Origin of the sequence: Bradyrhizobium sp. IC3195 (genome assembly GCF_020193585.1) — a bacterium.
Taxonomy (GTDB): domain Bacteria; phylum Pseudomonadota; class Alphaproteobacteria; order Rhizobiales; family Xanthobacteraceae; genus Bradyrhizobium; species Bradyrhizobium yuanmingense.
In genome coordinates, this window is record NZ_JADYVG010000002.1 from 1 (window position 1) to 18,010 (window position 18,010).

Genomic DNA, 18,010 nt, shown 5'->3' on the forward strand with positions numbered 1-18,010 from the left:
CGCCTGCACCTCCTGCCCCCCCTGCGCCGCCGGCTCCGCCAGCACCACCTGCACCGCCTGCTCCTCCCGCCCCGCCTAGTTGAGCCATTGCCTGCCTCCTTATGAAAACAAGTCGGTATGAGGTTAGTCAGCCTGTCGTCGGTAGTCCTGCCACTTCGAGGCAGCGAGCCCAGTGCCTGCCTGTTTCGAGATTCGCATTGGGGAGGCGCCCGATGTATCGATCTAGGGTCAAATGCGGCTCGAGCTCGCGCATCTTGCCCAAGGCTTCGCGGGCCTCCACGACCCGTCCTTGCGAAACGAGTGCGATAGCGAGGACCCGCCACGTAGACGGATGCATGCGATTGAGAATGAGAGATGAGCGCGCGAGCTCTTCCGCCTCGTCGTATCGATGCGCCGATAGAAGCGCCGTGGCGCCCAGGGACTCGAAATAATACCGCTGCGGATCGAGCGGGGAGAGTTTCAGAGCGCGCCGCGTTGCGTCCACGGCTGCCTCGCCGTCGCCTTTGAAGGCGTCGACGGTGCCCCGGTAGAGCCAGCCCAACGCGTGGCTGGGGTTGGCATCGACGGCCTGCTCGCACCGCTTTCGGGCAGCGTCCAGGTCCTTCAACATGTGACAATAGACGAAGCCTTCGGTCGCAAGCGCAAGCGCGTCGGACGGGTCACGGTCGAGCGCCGCGCGAGTGGCGCTCAAGGCCTCGGCGGCCTCGCGTTTGCGGTCCTCGGACCAGCCGCGCGTCATGCGCAGGATGTACCAGTTGGCGAGCCAGGCGCGCGGGGCAGCTATTCGGCCGTGGCGATTGATCAGTTCCTCCAGCACCGTCCGGGTCTGGAGAAACTCCTCCCTGCTCGACCGGTGCATCAGGCGGATGCTGCCAAGCAGCAGCGAGTAGCTTTCTAGCGTCGGTAACGGCTGGGTCAGGATATGCTCGACCTCGGCATCGAAGACCGACAGATGCACTGCAGCGGCGATGCGGTGAGCCAGTTCGCTCTCCGGCTGCAGCAGATCGCCGATATTGCCGCTCAGGCGGTCGGTCCAGACGACTTGATTGGTTCGCGCCGCGGACAGCTCCGCCGTCACCAGAATCCGGTCCGCATCGACCACATAGCTGCCGCTGAGAATGTAGGTGGCACCGAGATGCGCCGATACTTCCGCCACATCGCTGACCCTGCCGCGAAATATGTTGGTCGACAGACGCGAGATCACCTTGAGGTTCGCCGATCTGGAGAGGCACCAGATCACGCTGTCCGCGATCAGGTTACCAACGTCGAGATGCTCCTCCGCGTCCTTGCGCGCGTCGAAGGGGATGACGGCGATCGTCGGCTCCATGGGAGTTCCATAGTCTCGCCGAGCTGCGAGGCTTGGGTGTGGACTGGCCGGACCAACGCGGTAGGCGCGAACCGGCTTGTCAAAGTGCTTGAGGATACAGTCGCCCAAATCTTCGCACAGCGCATCCACTCCGTGCGTCAGCTCGTCGCGCGCCGCAGCGCTGCCAATCGTCTCCCCCGGACTGGCCAGGCTGGCAAGAGCTGTCGCCAGTTGCTCATGCGCGGCCTCGCTGGCGATGGTTTCACCGGGACCGGCAAGAGTTGCGAGCCGGGCTGCGAGGTTGATGCCGGTGCCATAGATGTCAGTGCCGTCACTCCAGGCGGTGGAGGAGTTGATCCCCGCACGAAGCTGGAAGTGTTGATCTTCAGGCCGCCCGGTGTTCTGAACGGCGATACTCCGGTGCATTTCGGCGGCGGCATTGACGGCATCACGCACGGATTCGAAGCGGGCCATGAGCCCGTCTCCGAGGCTCTTCACGAGGCCGCCGCGATAACGCGGCAGAATTTGGCCGGTGGCAAGTTGGACGAAGTCGGTCCATCGACGCACCGCGGACGCCTCATGCTCCCGCATCAGACGCACGGACTCGACGAGGTCGACCAAGAGGACCACGGTGTCCTGCTGCACGAGGCCCATTGCTCGTCTCTCCGAAGCCCGGCCTCCGCTGACCGGGCTCTCAGGTGAATGGCCCTTAAGGCCGGTACTGCTTCACTACCTTGATGTTGACCGGACCTTGCCCGGCAGTTGCGAACTCAGCGCACGCACGTCCTCATCGAGCGCACGTCAATCCATACTGCGCAGCTGGCCGCTCGGTTATGAACCAGATCACGATTTGCGAAACGCCCGGGTGGGTCGCAATCGCGACAACTCAAAATGAAAACGCAAACTTCTTCTCGTCCTGCGCGAAGTCACGTTCACTCACCGCTAATGCGGGCAGGTCTCGACCTCGACCGTGACGTGGCTGAGGCCCTTCAGCCCGGCGAGCCGCCGCTTGTAGACGGCCGGCTGCTTCGGCTTGTCCGACACCACCGAGAGCAGCACGGCACAATGGCCGGGGCCGACCTGCCAGAGATGCAGGTCGGTGACGCGATCCTCACCGACCTCCATGCGGGCGCGGATCACCCGCTCCAGCTTCTCGTCGGCGCGCACGTCGAGCAGCACCGCACCCGATGATTTGATCAGGCCGAATGCCCAGCTCGCGATCACGGCGCTGCCGATCAGACCCACCGCCGGGTCGGCCCAGACCCAGCCGGAATACATGGCCAGGCCGAGCGCTGCGATCGCCAGCACCGAGGTTGCGGCATCGGTCATGACATGGACATAGGCCGCGCGGAGGTTGTTGTCGTGCTGATGGTGGTGATGATCGCGCTCGTGGTCATGCTCGGCGTGGTCATCATGCGCATGGCCATGGCCGTGGTGATGATCGTGGCTGTCGCGCAGCAGCCACACGCTGGCGAGATTGACGCCCAAGCCGAGAGCAGCCACGGCCATGGCCTCGCCGTAGACGATCGGCACCGGATTGATCAAGCGCAGCACGCTCTCATAGGCGATCTCGACCGCGATCAGGTCGAGGATGATCGCGCTGGCGAAGGCGGCAAGATCGCCGAACTTGCCGGTGCCGAAGGTGAAATGCGCATTCCCCAGATGCCGCCGCGCGAAGCGATAGGCGAAGGCGGCAATGCCGAGCGCCGCCGCATGGGTGCCCATGTGCCAGCCGTCGGCGAGCAGCGCCATCGAACCGAACAGCGAGCCGGCGACGATCTCGCCGACCATCATGACCAGCGTCAGCACGACCACGAACCAGGTGCGGCGCTCGTTGTCGTCGTGCTTCTCGCCCAGGAAGGCGTGGTCATGGGTCCATTGTTCGATGGAATGGGAATGCATCGAATTCTCCAGAAGATTCAGCTCTGTTGGCCTCCAATATAGACGGCAGGCACCAATTTTCTAAGGACCAATCGTCCCGCGGATTGACAGTGCTTCTTAGTTTCGCTGTAATCTGCGCCATGGGGATTTGAGCGATCTCCCCACGAGGCGACAGGCCCAAGCATCGCGTCCCGTTTGGTTCTCGAGGACGCATCATGTCTACATTCACGACCATCTCATCCGACAAAATGGCACGGCTGATCGGCACGGCGAATGCGCCTGTTCTGATCGATGTGCGCACCGAGCAGGATTTCGCCGCCGACCGGCGGCTGATTCCCGGCTCCATCAAGCTCGGCCACGACAACGTGGCGGACTGGGGCGGCGCCTTCGCCGGCCGCCGCGCCGTAGTCTCCTGCCTCCACGGCGAGAAGCTCGCGCAAGGCACCGCGGCCTGGTTACGCCAGCTCGGCGCGCAGGCCGAAACGCTGGAGGGCGGCTTCGAGGGCTGGAAGGCGGCCCAGCTGCCGCTGGTCGACGCCCGCAAGCTGCCGCCGCGCGATGCCAAGGGTCGCACCGTCTGGGTGACGCGGGCGCGGCCGAAGGTCGACCGCATCGCCTGCCCGTGGCTGATCCGCCGCTTCGTCGATCCGGGCGCAGTGTTCCTCTATGTCGCGCCGTCCGAGGTGGTCGCCGTCGGCGAGCGGTTCGGCGCAGCGCCCTTCGACATCGAGAACGTGTTCTGGAGCCACCGCGGCGAACTCTGCACCTTCGACGTGATGATCGAGGAGTTCGGCATCGCGACTCCGCCCCTGCTGCGCCTCGCGACGCTGGTGCGCGGCGCCGACACCGCGCGACCCGACCTCGCGCCGGAGGCGCCCGGCCTGCTCGCGGCCTCGCTCGGGCTGTCGCGCATGTATGACGACGACCTCGAGCAGCTCGAGGCCGGCATGCTGCTCTATGATGCCTTCTACCGCTGGTGCCGCGACGCCACCACCGAGACTCACAACTGGCCGACCAACAAGGTGAAGGCGTAATGGACTTTCGCGCCGATCAAGCGGGAGCTGGTGCCGGTCACGGCATCAGCTTCAACGAAGCTTTCCGCGTCTGGCTCCGTGTCGCCTGCCTGAGCTTTGGCGGGCCCGCGGGCCAGATCGCGGTGATGCACCGCATCCTGGTCGAGGAGAAGAAGTGGATCTCCGAAGGCCGTTTCCTGCACGCACTGAACTATTGCATGCTGCTGCCGGGACCTGAGGCGCAGCAGCTCGCGACCTATGTCGGCTGGCTGATGCATCGCACCGCCGGCGGGCTGATGGCGGGCGGGCTGTTCATCCTGCCCGGCATCATCGCCATCATGGGCCTCAGCTACATCTATGCCGCCTTCGGCAATGTCAGCTTCGTCGAGGCGCTGTTCTTCGGGCTCAAGGCGGCCGTGCTCGCCATCGTCGTCGAGGCGGTAGTGCGCGTCGGCAAGCGCGCGCTGAAGAACCGCATCATGATCGCGCTCGCGGCCGCGGCCTTCGTCGCGATCTTCTTCTTCGCGGTCCCCTTCCCGATCATCATCATCGCCGCTGGCCTCATCGGTTATGCCGGCGCCCGAAGCGGCCGTCCGGAATTCGCGCCGGCCGATCACGGCCATGGCGGCGGCGCAGCGATCGACAGCATGCTCGGCGAGGCCGTACCGGATCACGTCCGCCCCGACACGGCGCGCGCGATCCGCGTCGGTGCATTGTGGCTGGCGCTTTGGCTGGTGCCGGTGATAGCGCTGCTGATCGCCTTCGGCCAGGCCAACGTATTCAGCCAGATCGCGCTGTTCTTCTCGAAGATGGCGCTGGTCACGTTCGGCGGCGCCTATGCGGTGCTGGCCTATGTCGCCCAGCAGGCGGTCGAGCATTATCATTGGCTCAAGCCGCATGAGATGCTCGACGGTCTCGGCATGGCCGAGACCACGCCGGGCCCGCTGATCATGGTGCTGCAATTCGTGGGCTTCATGGCGGCCTATCGCGACCCCAGCGGCCTGTCGCCGATGCTCGCGGCCACGCTCGGCGGCCTGCTCGCGACCTGGGTCACCTTCACGCCCTGCTTCCTCTGGATCTTCGTCGGCGCGCCCTATATCGAGCGCCTGCGCGGCAACGCGGGCCTCGCCGGCGCGCTCAGCGCGATCACCGCCGCCGTGGTCGGCGTGATCCTCAACCTGTCGATTTGGTTCGCGCTGCACATCCTGTTCCGCGAGACCGTGCCGGTGCATGCGTTTCCGCTGAACTTCGACATGCCGGTGCTGAGGAGCGTCGACGTGCCGGCGCTGGTGCTGGCGATCGCGGCGGCCACCGCGATCTTCCGGTTCAAGCTCGGCATGCTGACGGTGCTGGCGGGCAGCTGCGCGGCGGGCGTGGCGTTGCGGATGGCCGGGGTGATCTGATGCCAGGGACGTGACTAATCGTGAGTCCAGGATGAGTTGGAACGCCGCGGCCGAACGCCACCTAGGCAGGGGGCGTTTGGAGAAACAGCGATGCGTTTCCTTCTGGTTTTCAGTTTTCTGATCACCTTGGTCGGCGCTGCCGACGCCGCACAGGCGCGTCATCCACACCGGCGGCACGCGATTGTCCATTCCGGTCAGGGTATGGTCCCGTCCGGTCCAGCTTCGGGCTTCGCCTACGCGCCGCCGCCGGAAACCTCAGCTCATCCTGGCGCCACTGAACCTTATTTCGGCGCTTCTCAAGGTTATGCGCCCGGCGAAAAGGAGCGGTTTCTCCGCAGCTTGTTCAGTCCATAGACCCGTTCCACCTTGGGCCGGCTCGCTGATGCCGCGGGAAAGCTGCTGAGTCGAACCCTGCAGCCTTCCCTTATTCACGTCGTAAGCGCCGACGTTTGTTAGCGTCGGGTTGGATCGTTTGTGCCGCCCGGGCGGATGGTCTGAGGACCGCCCTGGCCGGAACCCGCGCCACTGCCGCCGCCGGAGCCTACGCTGGATCCCGTCGAACTGCCGGTACCTGCATCGCCCGCTCCTGTTCCACCCGCCGCGCCGCTCGTTCCGCCGCTGGTTCCTCCGGCCCCGGCGCTAGCGCCCGCACCCGCGCCGCCCGCTCCACCTGCGCCTGCCCCGCCTCCGGCACCTCCGCCCGCCTGCGCATGGGCGAACCCGATCGACGCGCCAGCAAGCAACGCACACATGGCCACTGAGAAGATTGTCTTTCGCATTGTTCAAACTCCGATTGACGATGACATGCCAATCGAAGCCGCGCGCAAACGTTCCTGATGATATTCGTCGGAGGCTTTCAACATTGGCAGGAACGATGTCGCGCAACGTTGAATTGAATCTGGGTCCGCCACTCGCCCATCTTTCGCGACGCGCGCATGACTCAACACAATGCGCCTTGAATCCCGGCTGCCGGCTACCGCATCATCATCCGCGAGATCGCTTCCCCGATCACCACCGTCGTGAAATGCGTGTTGGCGCGGCAATCGGACGGCATGATCGAGGCGTCGGCTACACGCAGGCCGCCGATCCCTTTCACGGTGCCGTCGGGGTTGACCACGCCATCCGGGTCGTCCAAGCCGCTCATACGGCAGCTGCCGGCGGCATGCTGGATGTCGCCCGTCTCGCGGCGCAGCACCGCTTCGAGCTCGTGATCGGGCAGGCTGGCGGCCTGCGGCAGCGTCAGATCCGTGTCAGCGAGCCTGATCCAGTCGGCGATGCCTGACAGCGCCGGCTGCGATGTGATGACCGCGAGGCGTTTCACCGCATCGATCATGCGTAGCATGTCGCGCGGATCGGCCAGCATGTTCTCCTCGACGACCGGATCGATTGCAGGATCGGTCGAGGCCAGCTTGAGCGTTCCGCGCGAATAGGCGTTGAACAGCCCTGCACCGATCGCTCCGGGGTTCCCGATGCCGCGATGATTGAAGGCGATCAGGATCATGTCGCGCTTGCCGCCATTGGCGAGGCCCGAGGAATAGGTCACGCAGCAATTGGTGTGGCGCGTATCCGGATCGGTGGGACGAAGCTCGTCCCGGAGCTGGATCGTGGCGCGAAACAGCGGATGGTCGAAGAAATGGCGGCCGACCGGCAGATCGCGCGTGACAGCAATCCCCATTGCCTTCAACTCCTCGGCCGGCCCGATGCCCGAGCGCAGCAGGATCGCCGGACTGTGGATGGCGCCGGCGCACAGCACGATCTGGCGGGCGCTGATCTCCTGGGTGCCCTGCCCCTCGACATGAACGCGGACACCGGTCGCCCGTCCGTCGCTGATCAGCACGCGATCGACCAGCGCATGCCCGCGGATCTCCAGGTTGGCGCGCCCGCGTGCGGGCTCGAGATAGCCCTCGTTGGTGGTGATGCGGCGCAAGTCGCGGCTGTTGATGGGGTAGCACGCAACGCCCTCGCCGTCCGGACCATTGACGTCGGCGCACCAGGGATAGCCGCTCGCAAGTGCCGCATCGCGCAAGCCGCGGTCGATCGGACCCCACTTTTGCAAAGGCGCGCGGTAGACCGGCAGTGGCCCGCCGCGGCCGTGGCCCTCGACATCGCCGAATTCCAGATCGTCCTCGATCACCGAAAACAGCGGCATCACCTCTTTCGCCGACCAGCCGGTGCAGCCATTGGCCGCCCATTCGTCGAACGCATCGGCAACGCCGCGGATCGCGATCTGGCCGTTCATCATCGACGAGCCGCCGAGCCCCTTGCCGCGCCAGTAGAAGCGCGGCTCCTGCCCAGCGACGCGGCGCGTCAGAAGATCCGGCCATTGCCATTTCTCCTGGTACTCGCGCTTGTGGATGATCGGGATTGGATTCGGCGTCCTCACCTCCCAGGGCGCCTCGTCGGCGCGCCAATCGAGCCCCGCTTCGAGCAGCAGGACCCGCCGTGCGGGATCTTCGGAGAGCCTTGCGGCCACGGCGGCGCCGGCGGAGCCGCCGCCGACAACAATGACATCGTACATCGCGCTACTTCTCAACGTTCCAGAACACCGGGATGGCGGACGGTATCAGACCGCGCAAAGTCGCGCGATAGGCGGCCGGCTGCGCGAACTGGCCCCACGGGATTCCGGGCGCCTGATCGTACATGACGGCCTGGATCTCGCCCGCGATCTTCTTCCGGTCCGCCTCGGCCGGCGCCTTGGCGAAGGCTTCCATCAGAGGGGTGATACGCGCATCGCATTGCCAGCCGGTGAAGTCGGCACAGTTGAAGGCAACCATGACATTGGTCAGCGGCGAGCCGAGGTCGAAGCCGCCGGCGTGGACGCCATAGACGCTCCAGCCCTCCTTCTTGGCGCGGCGCGCCAGCACGCTCGCCCAGTCCATCACCTGCAGATCGACGTTGAAACCTGCAGCCTTCAGCCGCTCGGCGAGCACCTGCGCCGAAACGCGCGGGGCTTCGAGGTCGTTGGCCTGCATCACGACGACGGGCTCGCCGGCATATTTGGTCGCCTTCAGCGCAGCCTTCGCCGCTTCGATCGAGGGCTTTGCGGCGGCTTCCGTGCCGGCCTTGCTCTCGTATGTGGTGCCGCAGGTGAAGTAGGTCGCGCAAGGGGTGGCGTATTTGGCGTCGAGCCCGAGCGCATCCAGCACTTCGCGCTGGTCGACCAGCTTCCACAGCACGCGGCGGATCTCCGGATCATCGAACGGCTTCGAGGCCGCGTTGAGACGGTAGGCGCCGGCGAACATGTTGCCGCCGGTGAAGTTGACGAGCTTGACGCGCGTGTTCTTCTCCAGCTGCGGCAGCAGATCGAACGGCGCGTACTGCATGAAATCGATTTCGCCGGCCTGCAGCGCAGAGGCGGCAGTCGCACCATCGGGAATGACGCGGACCTCGAGCGTGTCGACATTGACGCGCTTGCCGCCGGCCAGGAAGTCCGCGGGCTCGGGACGCGGCACATAGTCGCCGAACTTCTTCAGGATCATGCGGTCGCCGGTGCGGTGGTCGGCCTTGCTGTAGACGAACGGGCCGGAGCCGACGATCTCGGTGATGCGCTGGTCGCCGGGCGTCTTCGCGATGCGCTCGGGCATCATGAAAGCGACCGGGCTGACGGGATTGCCGAGCGCGTCGATGACGAGGCCGGACGGCTCCTTCAGCGTCAGCACGAAGGTTTTCGCATCGACCGGCTCGAGCGAAGCCGTGATCGCGAAAATGCGGCGGCCGAGTGCGCTGCGGGTGCCCCAGCGACGCAGCGAGGCCACGCAATCGGCTGCCGTGACGGGCTGGCCGTCGTGCCATTTCAGGCCGTCGCGCAGCGTGAACGTATAGGTCAAGCCATCGGGCGAGACTTTCCAGTCCTGCACCATTTGCGGCTTGATGTCGCCCTTGGCATCCTTCGCAAACAGCGTGTCGAACACCATGTAGCCGAACGTGCGCGAAATATAGGCCGTGGAGAAGTGCGGATCGAGCGTGACGATCTCCGCCTCGAGCACCGCGACGAGATTGCCCGCCGCATGCGCGGGCGCCGCCACCAGCGCAAGGCCGAACAGCGCGGGAATGAAAGTCTTCAGTTTGAGCATTGGGGTGTTTTTGCCTTTTGACCAGCCGTTTGCGTTCAGCAGGAAAAAGCAATGTTCGTGCCCACACGTATGCGCTCATAGCTAGCTGCCACGCGTTTGCAGGATGCACATACTGAGAGTTGGAGAGCGAGGCTGTCGCAGCTCGTCATTGCGAGCGCAGCGAAGCAATCCAGAGTCTTTCCGCGGTGGGATTCTGGATTGCTTCGCTGCGCTCGCAATGACGGTGGAGAAGCAGAGAGCACAACACGCGCTGTCGCCCGCCCGGCTTGACCGGGCGACCCAGTATTCCAGAAACAGCTGATGGATACGGAGAAGCCGCGGCGTCCTGGATGCCCCGCCCCCGTGCGCAATTGCGCACTAGGCGGGGCATGACAGCGTCGTTGTGGCGACAGTTGGGGCCAGTGCCCTACCCGATCACCCGACCGAACTTGTTCGACTTCGGGAAACCCTTCGGCGGCAGGCGGCCGGCGTCGGCGCGGGTGCCGTGCCACTCGGCGAGCTCCTTCATGGTCGCCGAGAATTCGCGTCCTGCGGAGTCCTTCCAGGTCAGGCCCGCCTTGGCGTCGAATACCGCAACGTCGGACAGGCCGCCGTCCTTGTATTTCTGCAGGCGCACGCCGCGGCCGCGGGCCATCTCCGGCACCTGGTCGAGCGGGAAGACCAGCATCTTGCGGTTCTCGCCGATGACGGCGACGGTGTCGCCCGTCACCTCGGTGATCGCGCGGGCCTCGTTCGGCATGTCCACGTTGAGGACCTGCTTGCCCTTCTTGGTGGTGCCAACGCAATCGTCCTCGTTGACCACAAAACCCTGGCCCTCGTGGCTGGCGACCAGGAATTTGCGGCCGCCCTTGTTGACGAACAGCGCGACGGGCGCGGCCTCCTGCTCGAGGTCGATGAACAATCGGATCGGCTCGCCATGGCCGCGGCCGCCCGGCAGCTTGGCGACGTCGAGCGAGTAGAACTTGCCGTTGGTGGCGAACAGCAGCAGCTTCGAGGTCGTCTCGGCGAAGAAGGCGAAGCCGAGCTTGTCGTCCTGCTTGAAGGCAAGGCCCGAGAGATCCTCGACATGCCCCTTCATGGTGCGGATCCAGCCCTTGTCGGAGACGACCACCGTCACCGGCTCGCGCTCGACGAAGGCCTCCTCGATCGCGGCGAGATCGTGCTCGGGCGCATCCGCGAAGGTGGTGCGACGCTTGCCGAGCGGTGTCTTCGGTCCGAACATGTCGCGGACCTTGCCAACCTGCTCGCCGACCTTCTTCCACTGCTCGGCTTCCGAGGCGAGCACCGCGTTGATGCCCTTGAGCTCGGCGCGGAGGTTCTTGTCCTCGGTGCGGATCTCCATCTCCTCGAGCTTGCGCAAGGAGCGCAGGCGCATGTTGAGGATGGCTTCCGCCTGCACCTCGGTGAGCTTGAACGCCTTCATCAGCTCAGGCTTCGGCTCGTCCTCGGTGCGGATGATCCTGATCACCTTGTCGATGTTCAGGTATGCGATCAGGAAGCCGCCGAGCACTTCCAGCCGGTGCTCGATCTGCGCCTTGCGGTAGTTGCTGCGGCGGATCAGCACGTCGCGCAGATGGTCGAGCCATTCGCGCAAGCACTCCGCGAGCCCCACGACCTTGGGGATGCGCCCCTTGATCAGGACGTTGAGGTTCAGCGGAATCTTGTTTTCGAGCTCGGTGAGGCGGAACAGCGATTCCATCATCAGCGCCGGATCGACGTTCTTCGACTTCGGCTCGATCACGATGCGGACGTCTTCGGCCGATTCGTCCCTGATGTCGCCGACCAGCGGCAGCTTCTTCTGGTCCAGCAGCTCGGCGACCTTCTCGATCAGACGCGACTTCTGCACCAGGAACGGAATCTCTGTGACGACGACGGCCCAGGTGCCGCGTGCGCCCTCCTCCTGCGTCCACCGCGCTCGGACGCGGAACGAGCCGCGGCCGGTGGTGTAGGCTTCCGCAATCGCCTGCTTGGAATCGACGATGATGCCGCCGGTCGGGAAATCCGGGCCCTTGACCCACTTGAGCAGTGCCTTCGACTTTGCGTCGGGCTTCTCGATCAGGTGCAGCGCGGCATCGCACAGCTCGGCGGCGTTGTGCGGCGGGATCGAGGTCGCCATGCCGACCGCGATGCCCTGCGCGCCGTTGGCGAGCAGGTTCGGGAAGCCGCCCGGCAGCACGATGGGCTCTTTCGACTGGCCGTCGTAGTTGGCGCGGAATTCGACCCCGTCCTCGTCGATGCCCTCGAGCAGAAGCCGCGCGACGTCGGTCATGCGCGCTTCGGTGTAGCGGTAGGCGGCGGGGTTATCGCCGTCGATATTGCCGAAATTGCCTTGGCCGTCGACCAGCGGATATCGCGAGGAGAAATCCTGCGCGAGGCGGACCATGGCGTCGTAGATCGCCTGGTCGCCGTGCGGATGGAACGAGCCCATCACGTCGCCGACGATCTTGGCCGACTTCTTGAAGGCCGTGCCGGGGTCGAGCCTGAGCAGGCGCATGCCGTAGAGGATGCGCCGGTGCACCGGCTTCAGGCCGTCGCGCGCGTCCGGCAGCGCACGGTGCATGATGGTGGAGAGGGCATAAGCGAGATAGCGCTCTTCCAGCGCCTCACGCAGCGGCACCTCGTGGATTTCAGCCGGTTCTTCCGGCGGAACGATTCGTTTTCCCATGCCGCCCGGTTAAACCGTGGAAGCGAATCGGGCAAGGATCGAATGGTTCCCTGTGGGCGACGTACTAGCCTGCCCAGCCGGCTGTGACGGTCTGGGTTGGGGCTGGACCAGGTGTTTGCGCAGGCGCCGGCGCATTGGTCAGGCAACGGCGGGCGGCCTCGATCTCGGCGTCGGTCGCGCCCCGCGACCGCGCCCATGTCTCTGCAGCGGCAGCGGAATATTTCGCCACATAGTACCGCACCACCGTGCACGAGGCCCGGCGAAACGCCCCGGGCTGCGGCTCGCCAGCCATGGCATCGGGCGCGAACGCAAGCAGCGTCGCGGACAAGGCGAATCCCCTGATCAACATTTGGGCTGTCCCCCGATGTGGAACCTCAAGCCCAAGTCCGCGCGGGCCGATTTCGTTCCAGGGAACCGCATGCCACTGCGCAAGGCTGGGCAGCTACTACGTCATGGCGCCGGGATCGCCGCCCTCGCCTGCTGCCGCATCAGGGCGTTGATGAAGCCGGCCCGCGCATCGGAATGGCCCTGGCCGCGCGGCTCCAGCACGTGGCGGAGCAGGAACAGGCCGGTGAGCCGGAAGCCGTCCTGGAGATCCTGTTCGGTGAGATCGCCCGCGGTTTCGCCCTGGCGCAGGAACGGCGGCAGGCGCAACAGCCGGTCGCGCCACGGCTCGCCCGCGCCACGCGATACCGCGCCGCCGGATTTTGGCGAGACATAGATCAGGTCCGTGGTCTCGCCGGTCACTGCACAATTGTCCAGCGCCAGCCCAAAGCCCAGCTCGGCGAGCATCGCCAGCTCGAAATGGATCAGGTGCACGGCCGCGCTGCCGATGTCGTCGAAATCGTCGAGCGAATGCTCGAGCAGCGCAAAGATGTCCTCATGCGGATCGCGCTCCGGCAACAGCCGCGCGACGGAGGCGAGATGGGTGACGCCGTAGACGCCGTGGGACGATGCCAGCAGCGTTGCCGCGCGCAGCTTCAATCCCTCGATCGTATAAGTGCCCAGATGCTCGTCGAGCCGAGCCCGCCACACCGCACTGACGCTGTTCCCCGGCTGCAGCAGCGGCCGCATCCGCGAACCAGCGCCGCCGCGGACGAGCCCGAGATGCCGGCCATGCGCGCGCGTCAACAGCTCGACGATGGCGCTGGATTCGCCATGCCGCCGGACGCCCAGCACGATGCCTTCGTCGGACCATTCCATAGGGGAAGTGTAGCGGATTCCGGCGTTCAATCGTAGGGCGGATTAGCCGAAGGCGTAATCCGCCAATCGCCCGTGCACGTCAAAGGTGGATTAGGCTTCGCTAATCCACCCTACGGCGCCTCACGCGTTGAACCAGTCCCGCGCGTCGCCGCTGAAGGAGAAATACAGGCCCATCGTCGTCAGCGCGCAGGAGACGATCTCGATGGCGCTGTCGAGCTCCAGGCCCTTCTCGCCGATGATCTGGCCGAGCGAGATCACCGACAACACGAGGGCCGCCGCCAGCACCCAGCGTGGCCAGTTCTTGCGATGATGCGCGGCCAGCCGGACGAAATAGAGCAGCAGGAGGATCATGCCGCCGGCGAGCAGCGTCCCGGTCATGATCATCTGCTCGGTCACCGCGGCATTGGGCGTGCGGTCCTGCACGGCGATCGAGACGGCGTCCAGCATCAACGATGCATAGAGCAGCGCTTCGAAGCGCTGGACGTTGGTGGGTAGGCTCATCGAATGCCGATCTTTTCTTGGTTATTCTTTTGGGAAGTCCAGGCCCATCTCGCGATAGCGATCGGGATCGTCGCCCCAGTTCTCGCGCACCTTGACGAACAGGAACAGGTGCACCGGCACGTCCAGAATCTGCATCAGCTCTTTCCGCGAGTCGGCGCCGATCGACTTGATGGTGGCGCCGCCCTTGCCGAGCACGATCTTGCGCTGGCTTTCGCGCTCGACGTAGATCGTCTGCTCGATCCGCACAGACTTGTCCTTGCGGTCCTCCCACTTGTCGGTCTCGACCGTGGACTGGTAGGGCAATTCCTGGTGCAGCTTCTGATAGATCTTCTCGCGGGTGATCTCGGCCGCCAGCTGCCGCATCGGCGCGTCCGACATCTGGTCCTCGGGGTAGAGGAACGGACCCGGCGGCACCATGTCCGCGAGCGTCTTGCGGATGTCGTCGACGCCATCGCCCGAGATCGCCGAAATCATGAACGTCCGCACGAAAGTCATGCGCTCGTTGGCGGCCTGCGCCAGCGCCAGCAGCTTCTCGCGCTGGACCAGGTCGACCTTGTTGATGACGAGAATCTTGTCGTGATTGACGCTGGCGGCCTTGGCGAGGATCGCCTCCGCCTCCTCGTCGATGCCCGTTTTGGCATCGAGCAGCACGCAGACCAGATCGGCATCATGCGCCCCGCTCCAGGCGGTCGAGACCATGGCGCGGTCGAGCCGGCGCTTGGGCGAGAAGATGCCGGGCGTGTCGACAAGGATAATTTGCGCGTTGTTCTCGATGACGATACCGCGGATCAGCGCGCGCGTGGTTTGCACCTTGCGCGAGACGATCGTGACCTTGGCGCCGACCAGCGCGTTGACCAGCGTCGACTTGCCGACATTCGGCGCGCCGATCAGCGCGACGAAGCCGCAGCGCGTCGCGCCGGGTGCCCCGCCGCTTGCTTCAACCGTCATTGCTGCCGCCGACGCCTTCGCGTTCGATCATCACTGACGCTGCCACTTTCTCTGCCGCGCGCTTGCTGCCGCCGATACCCTCGGCGGGGGCCAGGCCCGGCAGATCGACGGCGACACGGAACTGCGGATCGTGATGCGGGCCGGTGCGCTCGACCTCGCGATAGACAGGCGTCGGCAGTCCCTTGCCTTGCGCCCATTCCTGCAGCACGGTCTTGGGATCGCGCAAGGGCCGGCGCGGCTTGTGCATCCGCTCGGTCCAGTTGCGCTTGACGAATTCGGCTGCCGCCGCATGGCCGCCGTCGAGGTAGATGGCGCCGATCACGGCCTCGCAGATGTCGCCGAGGATGGATTTGCGCAGGCGGGCATCGGCACTGGAGCCGACCGAGCCCAGCTTGATGTCGTCGACGAGACCGAGCGACTTGGCGACGTCCGCGCAGCTCTCCTTGCGCACGAGCTCGGCAAGCCGCTTGGACAGCTCGCCCTCATCGGCGTTCGGGAAGGCGTGATAGAGCATGTCGGAGACGACGAGCCCGAGCACGTGGTCGCCGAGGAATTCCAGCCGCTGATAGCTGTCGCCTCGCTTGCGCCCGGACTTCAGGGCCGAGACATGCGTGATCGCCTGCATCAGCATATTTGGATCGGCGAAGCTGTGGCCGATCCGCGCCTCGAGCGCCGCGTTGGCATTCGTGCCCTTGGCCTTGCTGCTCCGCGGCCGTTTCTTCTTGGCAGGCGCCTTCGCCGCAGCATCGCCCTCGGGAGCGGCTTGCACCTCGGTCGGTTGGATCGCGATGTCCTTGGCTTCGTCTTTCATCGGACGATTTTGAAGAACCGATTCCAGCGCACCGCCCACGGCCAGCGCCAGAGCATCCAGGCGTGCTCGCCTTCAGCGATGGAGAAGAAGATCATCTGGGCGCGGCCGATCAAGTGCTCCTGCGGGACGTAGCCGACCTGGCCGAGAAAGCGGCTATCGGTGGAGTTGTCGCGGTTGTCACCCATCATGAAGAAGTGGCCGGCCGGGACGGTGTAGACGTTGGTGTTGTCCATGTAGCCGTTGTCGGCGCAGTCCAGCGTCTCATAGGACACGCCGTTCGGCAGCGTCTCCTTCCAGCGCTTCACCCGGGAGATGCCGCCGCCTTCCGAGCCGCAAGGGTCCTCGCCGACATATTCGCTCATGCGCTGCCGCTCGACGGGCGTATCGTTGATGTAGAGCAGCCCGTCCCGCATCTGGACACGGTCGCCGGGAAGGCCGATCACGCGCTTGATGTAGTCGGTGGAATCGTCCTTCGGCAGGCGAAACACGACGATGTCGCCACGAGCGGGGTCCGAGCCCCAGATCCGTCCCGAGAACAGCGGCGGCGAGAATGGAATCGAGTAATGGCTGTAGCCGTAGGAATATTTCGAGACGAACAGATAGTCGCCGACCAGCAGCGTCGCCTTCATCGAGCCGGACGGGATGTTGAAGGGCTGAAACAGGAAGGTGCGGATCACGAGCGCGATCAGGAGAGCATGAATGACGACTCGGATCGTTTCGCCGACGCCGCTCTCAGTTTTCGTTCCCGAAGTCACGCTCATTGCTCTCTCAATTCCGGCCGGCGATCATAGAGCGCCCTCCTCCCGCGAACGGCCCACCGGTTCGCGGCGCAAGGAGATTGTCCTGATTCTGATAGTGAGGGCCAATTCCGGCGTAAAGCCGAATTCGCCCAGGCTGATTTGCGTTCGCGGACTTTTAGACGGTTGTCGGAGGCCACGCAATCAAGGATCGCATCAAAACTGATTAAGATATTGATTTATAAAGAAAATCACAAAACGCCCGAGCCGCGATCAAGGTTTCGGCAGCGGGACGGCGGAAATGACGACAAAAGCCTGCGCCAGCGGCCAGTCGTCGGTGATCGAAAGGTCGATCCGCGCCTCGAACCCCTCCGGTGTCAGGGCCTGGAGCCGGGCCAGCGCGCCGCCGGTCAGCTGCATAGTCGGCCGCCCGCCCGGCAGGTTGACCACCCCCATGTCGCGCCACCAGACGCCGCGCCTGATGCCGGTGCCGAGTGCCTTGGAGCAGGCCTCCTTGGCGGCGAAGCGCTTGGCGTAGGTCGCCACCACCATCTTCTCGTTCTTGGCGCGCCGTTCCGCCTTGGCACGCTCGGCCGCGGTGAAGATGCGGTCGAGAAAACGCTCGCCGTGGCGCTCGATCACCTTGGCGACGCGGGTGATGTCGATCAGGTCGGAGCCGATGCCGATGATCATGCCCGACTCCGGCCACGATCCATCGCCGCGCGCATGCTACGCACGGTCTCGGCCAGCCCCACGAACAGCGCCTCGCCGATCATGTAATAGCCGATGTTCAGCTCCATGATTTCGGGCAAGCTCGCGATCTTCTCCGCCGTCGCATAGTCCAGCCCGTGGCCGGCGTGAACCTCGAGTCCCGCGTCCTTCGCCAGCTTCACCCCGGCCACGATCCGCTGCCATTCAGCCTCGGCCTTGTCGGTGTGGCCATCGACGACGGCATCGCACCAGGCACCGGTGTGGATCTCGATCACAGGGGCGCGCAGCCGTGCCGCCATCTCGATCTGGGCGGGATCGGCCGCAATGAACAGCGAGACGCGGATGCCGGCCTCGCTCAGCCGCGCGATATAGGGCGCGAGCGCGCTGCGCTGGCCGACCACGTCCAACCCGCCTTCGGTCGTCACCTCCTGGCGCCGCTCCGGCACCAGGCACACCGCGTGCGGCTTGGTGGCGAGCGAGATCCGCATCATGTCGTCCGTCGCGGCCATCTCGAAATTGAGCGGCTTGGAGATCTCCGCCTTCAGGCGCGCCATGTCCTCGTCGCGGATGTGCCGGCGGTCCTCGCGCAAATGTGCGGTGATGCCGTCGGCGCCGGCCTCGATCGCGAGCAGCGCGGCGCGCACCGGATCGGGATGGCGGCCGCCGCGCGCGTTACGCACGGTTGCGACGTGATCGATATTGACGCCGAGGCGGAGCGGAGGTGCGGGCATTTCAGAACTCGCGAAATCAGAGGGAAC

General features: G+C 65.2%; 16 protein-coding genes. 3 read left to right on the forward strand and 13 right to left on the reverse strand.

What is annotated here, in order from left to right; genetic code table 11:
• Positions 1-127: 127 nt before the first annotated feature.
• Positions 128-1,960 carry a tetratricopeptide repeat protein gene (locus I6F09_RS03630; RefSeq protein ID WP_225170954.1) on the reverse strand — a complete coding sequence of 611 codons (1,833 nt, stop codon included), beginning with the start codon at positions 1,958-1,960 and terminating at the stop codon, positions 128-130.
• Between the two features lie 288 nt (positions 1,961-2,248).
• Positions 2,249-3,208: a CDF family Co(II)/Ni(II) efflux transporter DmeF gene (gene dmeF, locus I6F09_RS03635; RefSeq protein WP_225187481.1), complete on the reverse strand. Its 960-nt coding sequence runs from the start codon at positions 3,206-3,208 to the stop codon at positions 2,249-2,251.
• 194 nt (positions 3,209-3,402) lie between these two features.
• On the opposite strand from dmeF, the gene I6F09_RS03640 reads away from it, so the two are divergent.
• The 3 genes from I6F09_RS03640 to I6F09_RS03650 all read left to right on the forward strand — a co-directional run bounded on the left by I6F09_RS03640 (position 3,403) and on the right by I6F09_RS03650 (position 5,957).
• The gene (locus I6F09_RS03640; RefSeq protein ID WP_225187482.1) at positions 3,403-4,221 is read left to right on the forward strand and encodes a chromate resistance protein ChrB domain-containing protein; all 819 of its coding nucleotides are present in this window, start codon (positions 3,403-3,405) and stop codon (positions 4,219-4,221) included.
• Positions 4,221-5,603 (forward strand): chromate efflux transporter, encoded by a 1,383-nt coding sequence (chrA, locus tag I6F09_RS03645; RefSeq protein ID WP_225187483.1) that lies wholly within the window; start codon positions 4,221-4,223, stop codon positions 5,601-5,603. Before I6F09_RS03640 ends, chrA begins: the two co-directional genes overlap by 1 nt.
• A gap of 90 nt (positions 5,604-5,693) precedes the next feature.
• Positions 5,694-5,957: a hypothetical protein gene (locus tag I6F09_RS03650; protein WP_225187484.1), complete on the forward strand. Its 264-nt coding sequence runs from the start codon at positions 5,694-5,696 to the stop codon at positions 5,955-5,957.
• A 619-nt stretch (positions 5,958-6,576) separates the two neighbouring features.
• Here I6F09_RS03650 and I6F09_RS03655 read toward each other — a convergent pair.
• The 11 genes from I6F09_RS03655 to I6F09_RS03705 all read right to left on the reverse strand — a co-directional run bounded on the left by I6F09_RS03655 (position 6,577) and on the right by I6F09_RS03705 (position 17,983).
• Positions 6,577-8,121 (reverse strand): GMC family oxidoreductase N-terminal domain-containing protein, encoded by a 1,545-nt coding sequence (locus I6F09_RS03655; protein ID WP_225135653.1) that lies wholly within the window; start codon positions 8,119-8,121, stop codon positions 6,577-6,579.
• 4 nt (positions 8,122-8,125) lie between these two features.
• Complete coding sequence (locus tag I6F09_RS03660; RefSeq protein WP_225187485.1) at positions 8,126-9,676, reverse strand: ABC transporter substrate-binding protein; 1,551 nt, start codon at positions 9,674-9,676, stop codon at positions 8,126-8,128.
• A 406-nt stretch (positions 9,677-10,082) separates the two neighbouring features.
• On the reverse strand, positions 10,083-12,341 hold the full coding sequence (gene parC / locus I6F09_RS03665) for a DNA topoisomerase IV subunit A (RefSeq protein WP_225152477.1): 2,259 nt from the start codon (positions 12,339-12,341) through the stop codon (positions 10,083-10,085).
• 64 nt (positions 12,342-12,405) lie between these two features.
• The gene (locus I6F09_RS03670; RefSeq protein ID WP_036015015.1) at positions 12,406-12,690 is read right to left on the reverse strand and encodes a hypothetical protein; all 285 of its coding nucleotides are present in this window, start codon (positions 12,688-12,690) and stop codon (positions 12,406-12,408) included.
• Positions 12,691-12,791: 101 nt separating this feature from the next.
• Positions 12,792-13,544: a DNA repair protein RecO gene (recO, locus tag I6F09_RS03675; protein ID WP_225187486.1), complete on the reverse strand. Its 753-nt coding sequence runs from the start codon at positions 13,542-13,544 to the stop codon at positions 12,792-12,794.
• A 120-nt stretch (positions 13,545-13,664) separates the two neighbouring features.
• The gene (locus I6F09_RS03680) at positions 13,665-14,045 is read right to left on the reverse strand and encodes a hypothetical protein (protein WP_036015023.1); all 381 of its coding nucleotides are present in this window, start codon (positions 14,043-14,045) and stop codon (positions 13,665-13,667) included.
• Between the two features lie 21 nt (positions 14,046-14,066).
• Positions 14,067-14,993, reverse strand: a complete 927-nt coding sequence (gene era, locus I6F09_RS03685) for a GTPase Era (RefSeq protein WP_225156967.1) — start codon at positions 14,991-14,993, stop codon at positions 14,067-14,069.
• On the reverse strand, positions 14,983-15,804 hold the full coding sequence (gene rnc / locus I6F09_RS03690; protein WP_109143526.1) for a ribonuclease III: 822 nt from the start codon (positions 15,802-15,804) through the stop codon (positions 14,983-14,985). The genes era and rnc overlap by 11 nt, the downstream gene beginning before the upstream one ends.
• Entirely contained in the window at positions 15,801-16,565 is a 765-nt protein-coding gene (gene lepB / locus I6F09_RS03695; RefSeq protein ID WP_036015031.1) for a signal peptidase I, read from the reverse strand. Before lepB ends, rnc begins: the two co-directional genes overlap by 4 nt.
• A gap of 249 nt (positions 16,566-16,814) precedes the next feature.
• Entirely contained in the window at positions 16,815-17,234 is a 420-nt protein-coding gene (gene acpS, locus I6F09_RS03700; protein WP_025036721.1) for a holo-ACP synthase, read from the reverse strand.
• Positions 17,231-17,983, reverse strand: coding sequence for a pyridoxine 5'-phosphate synthase (locus I6F09_RS03705; protein WP_057029760.1), 753 nt, complete (start codon positions 17,981-17,983; stop codon positions 17,231-17,233). The genes acpS and I6F09_RS03705 overlap by 4 nt, the downstream gene beginning before the upstream one ends.
• Positions 17,984-18,010: the final 27 nt, after the last annotated feature.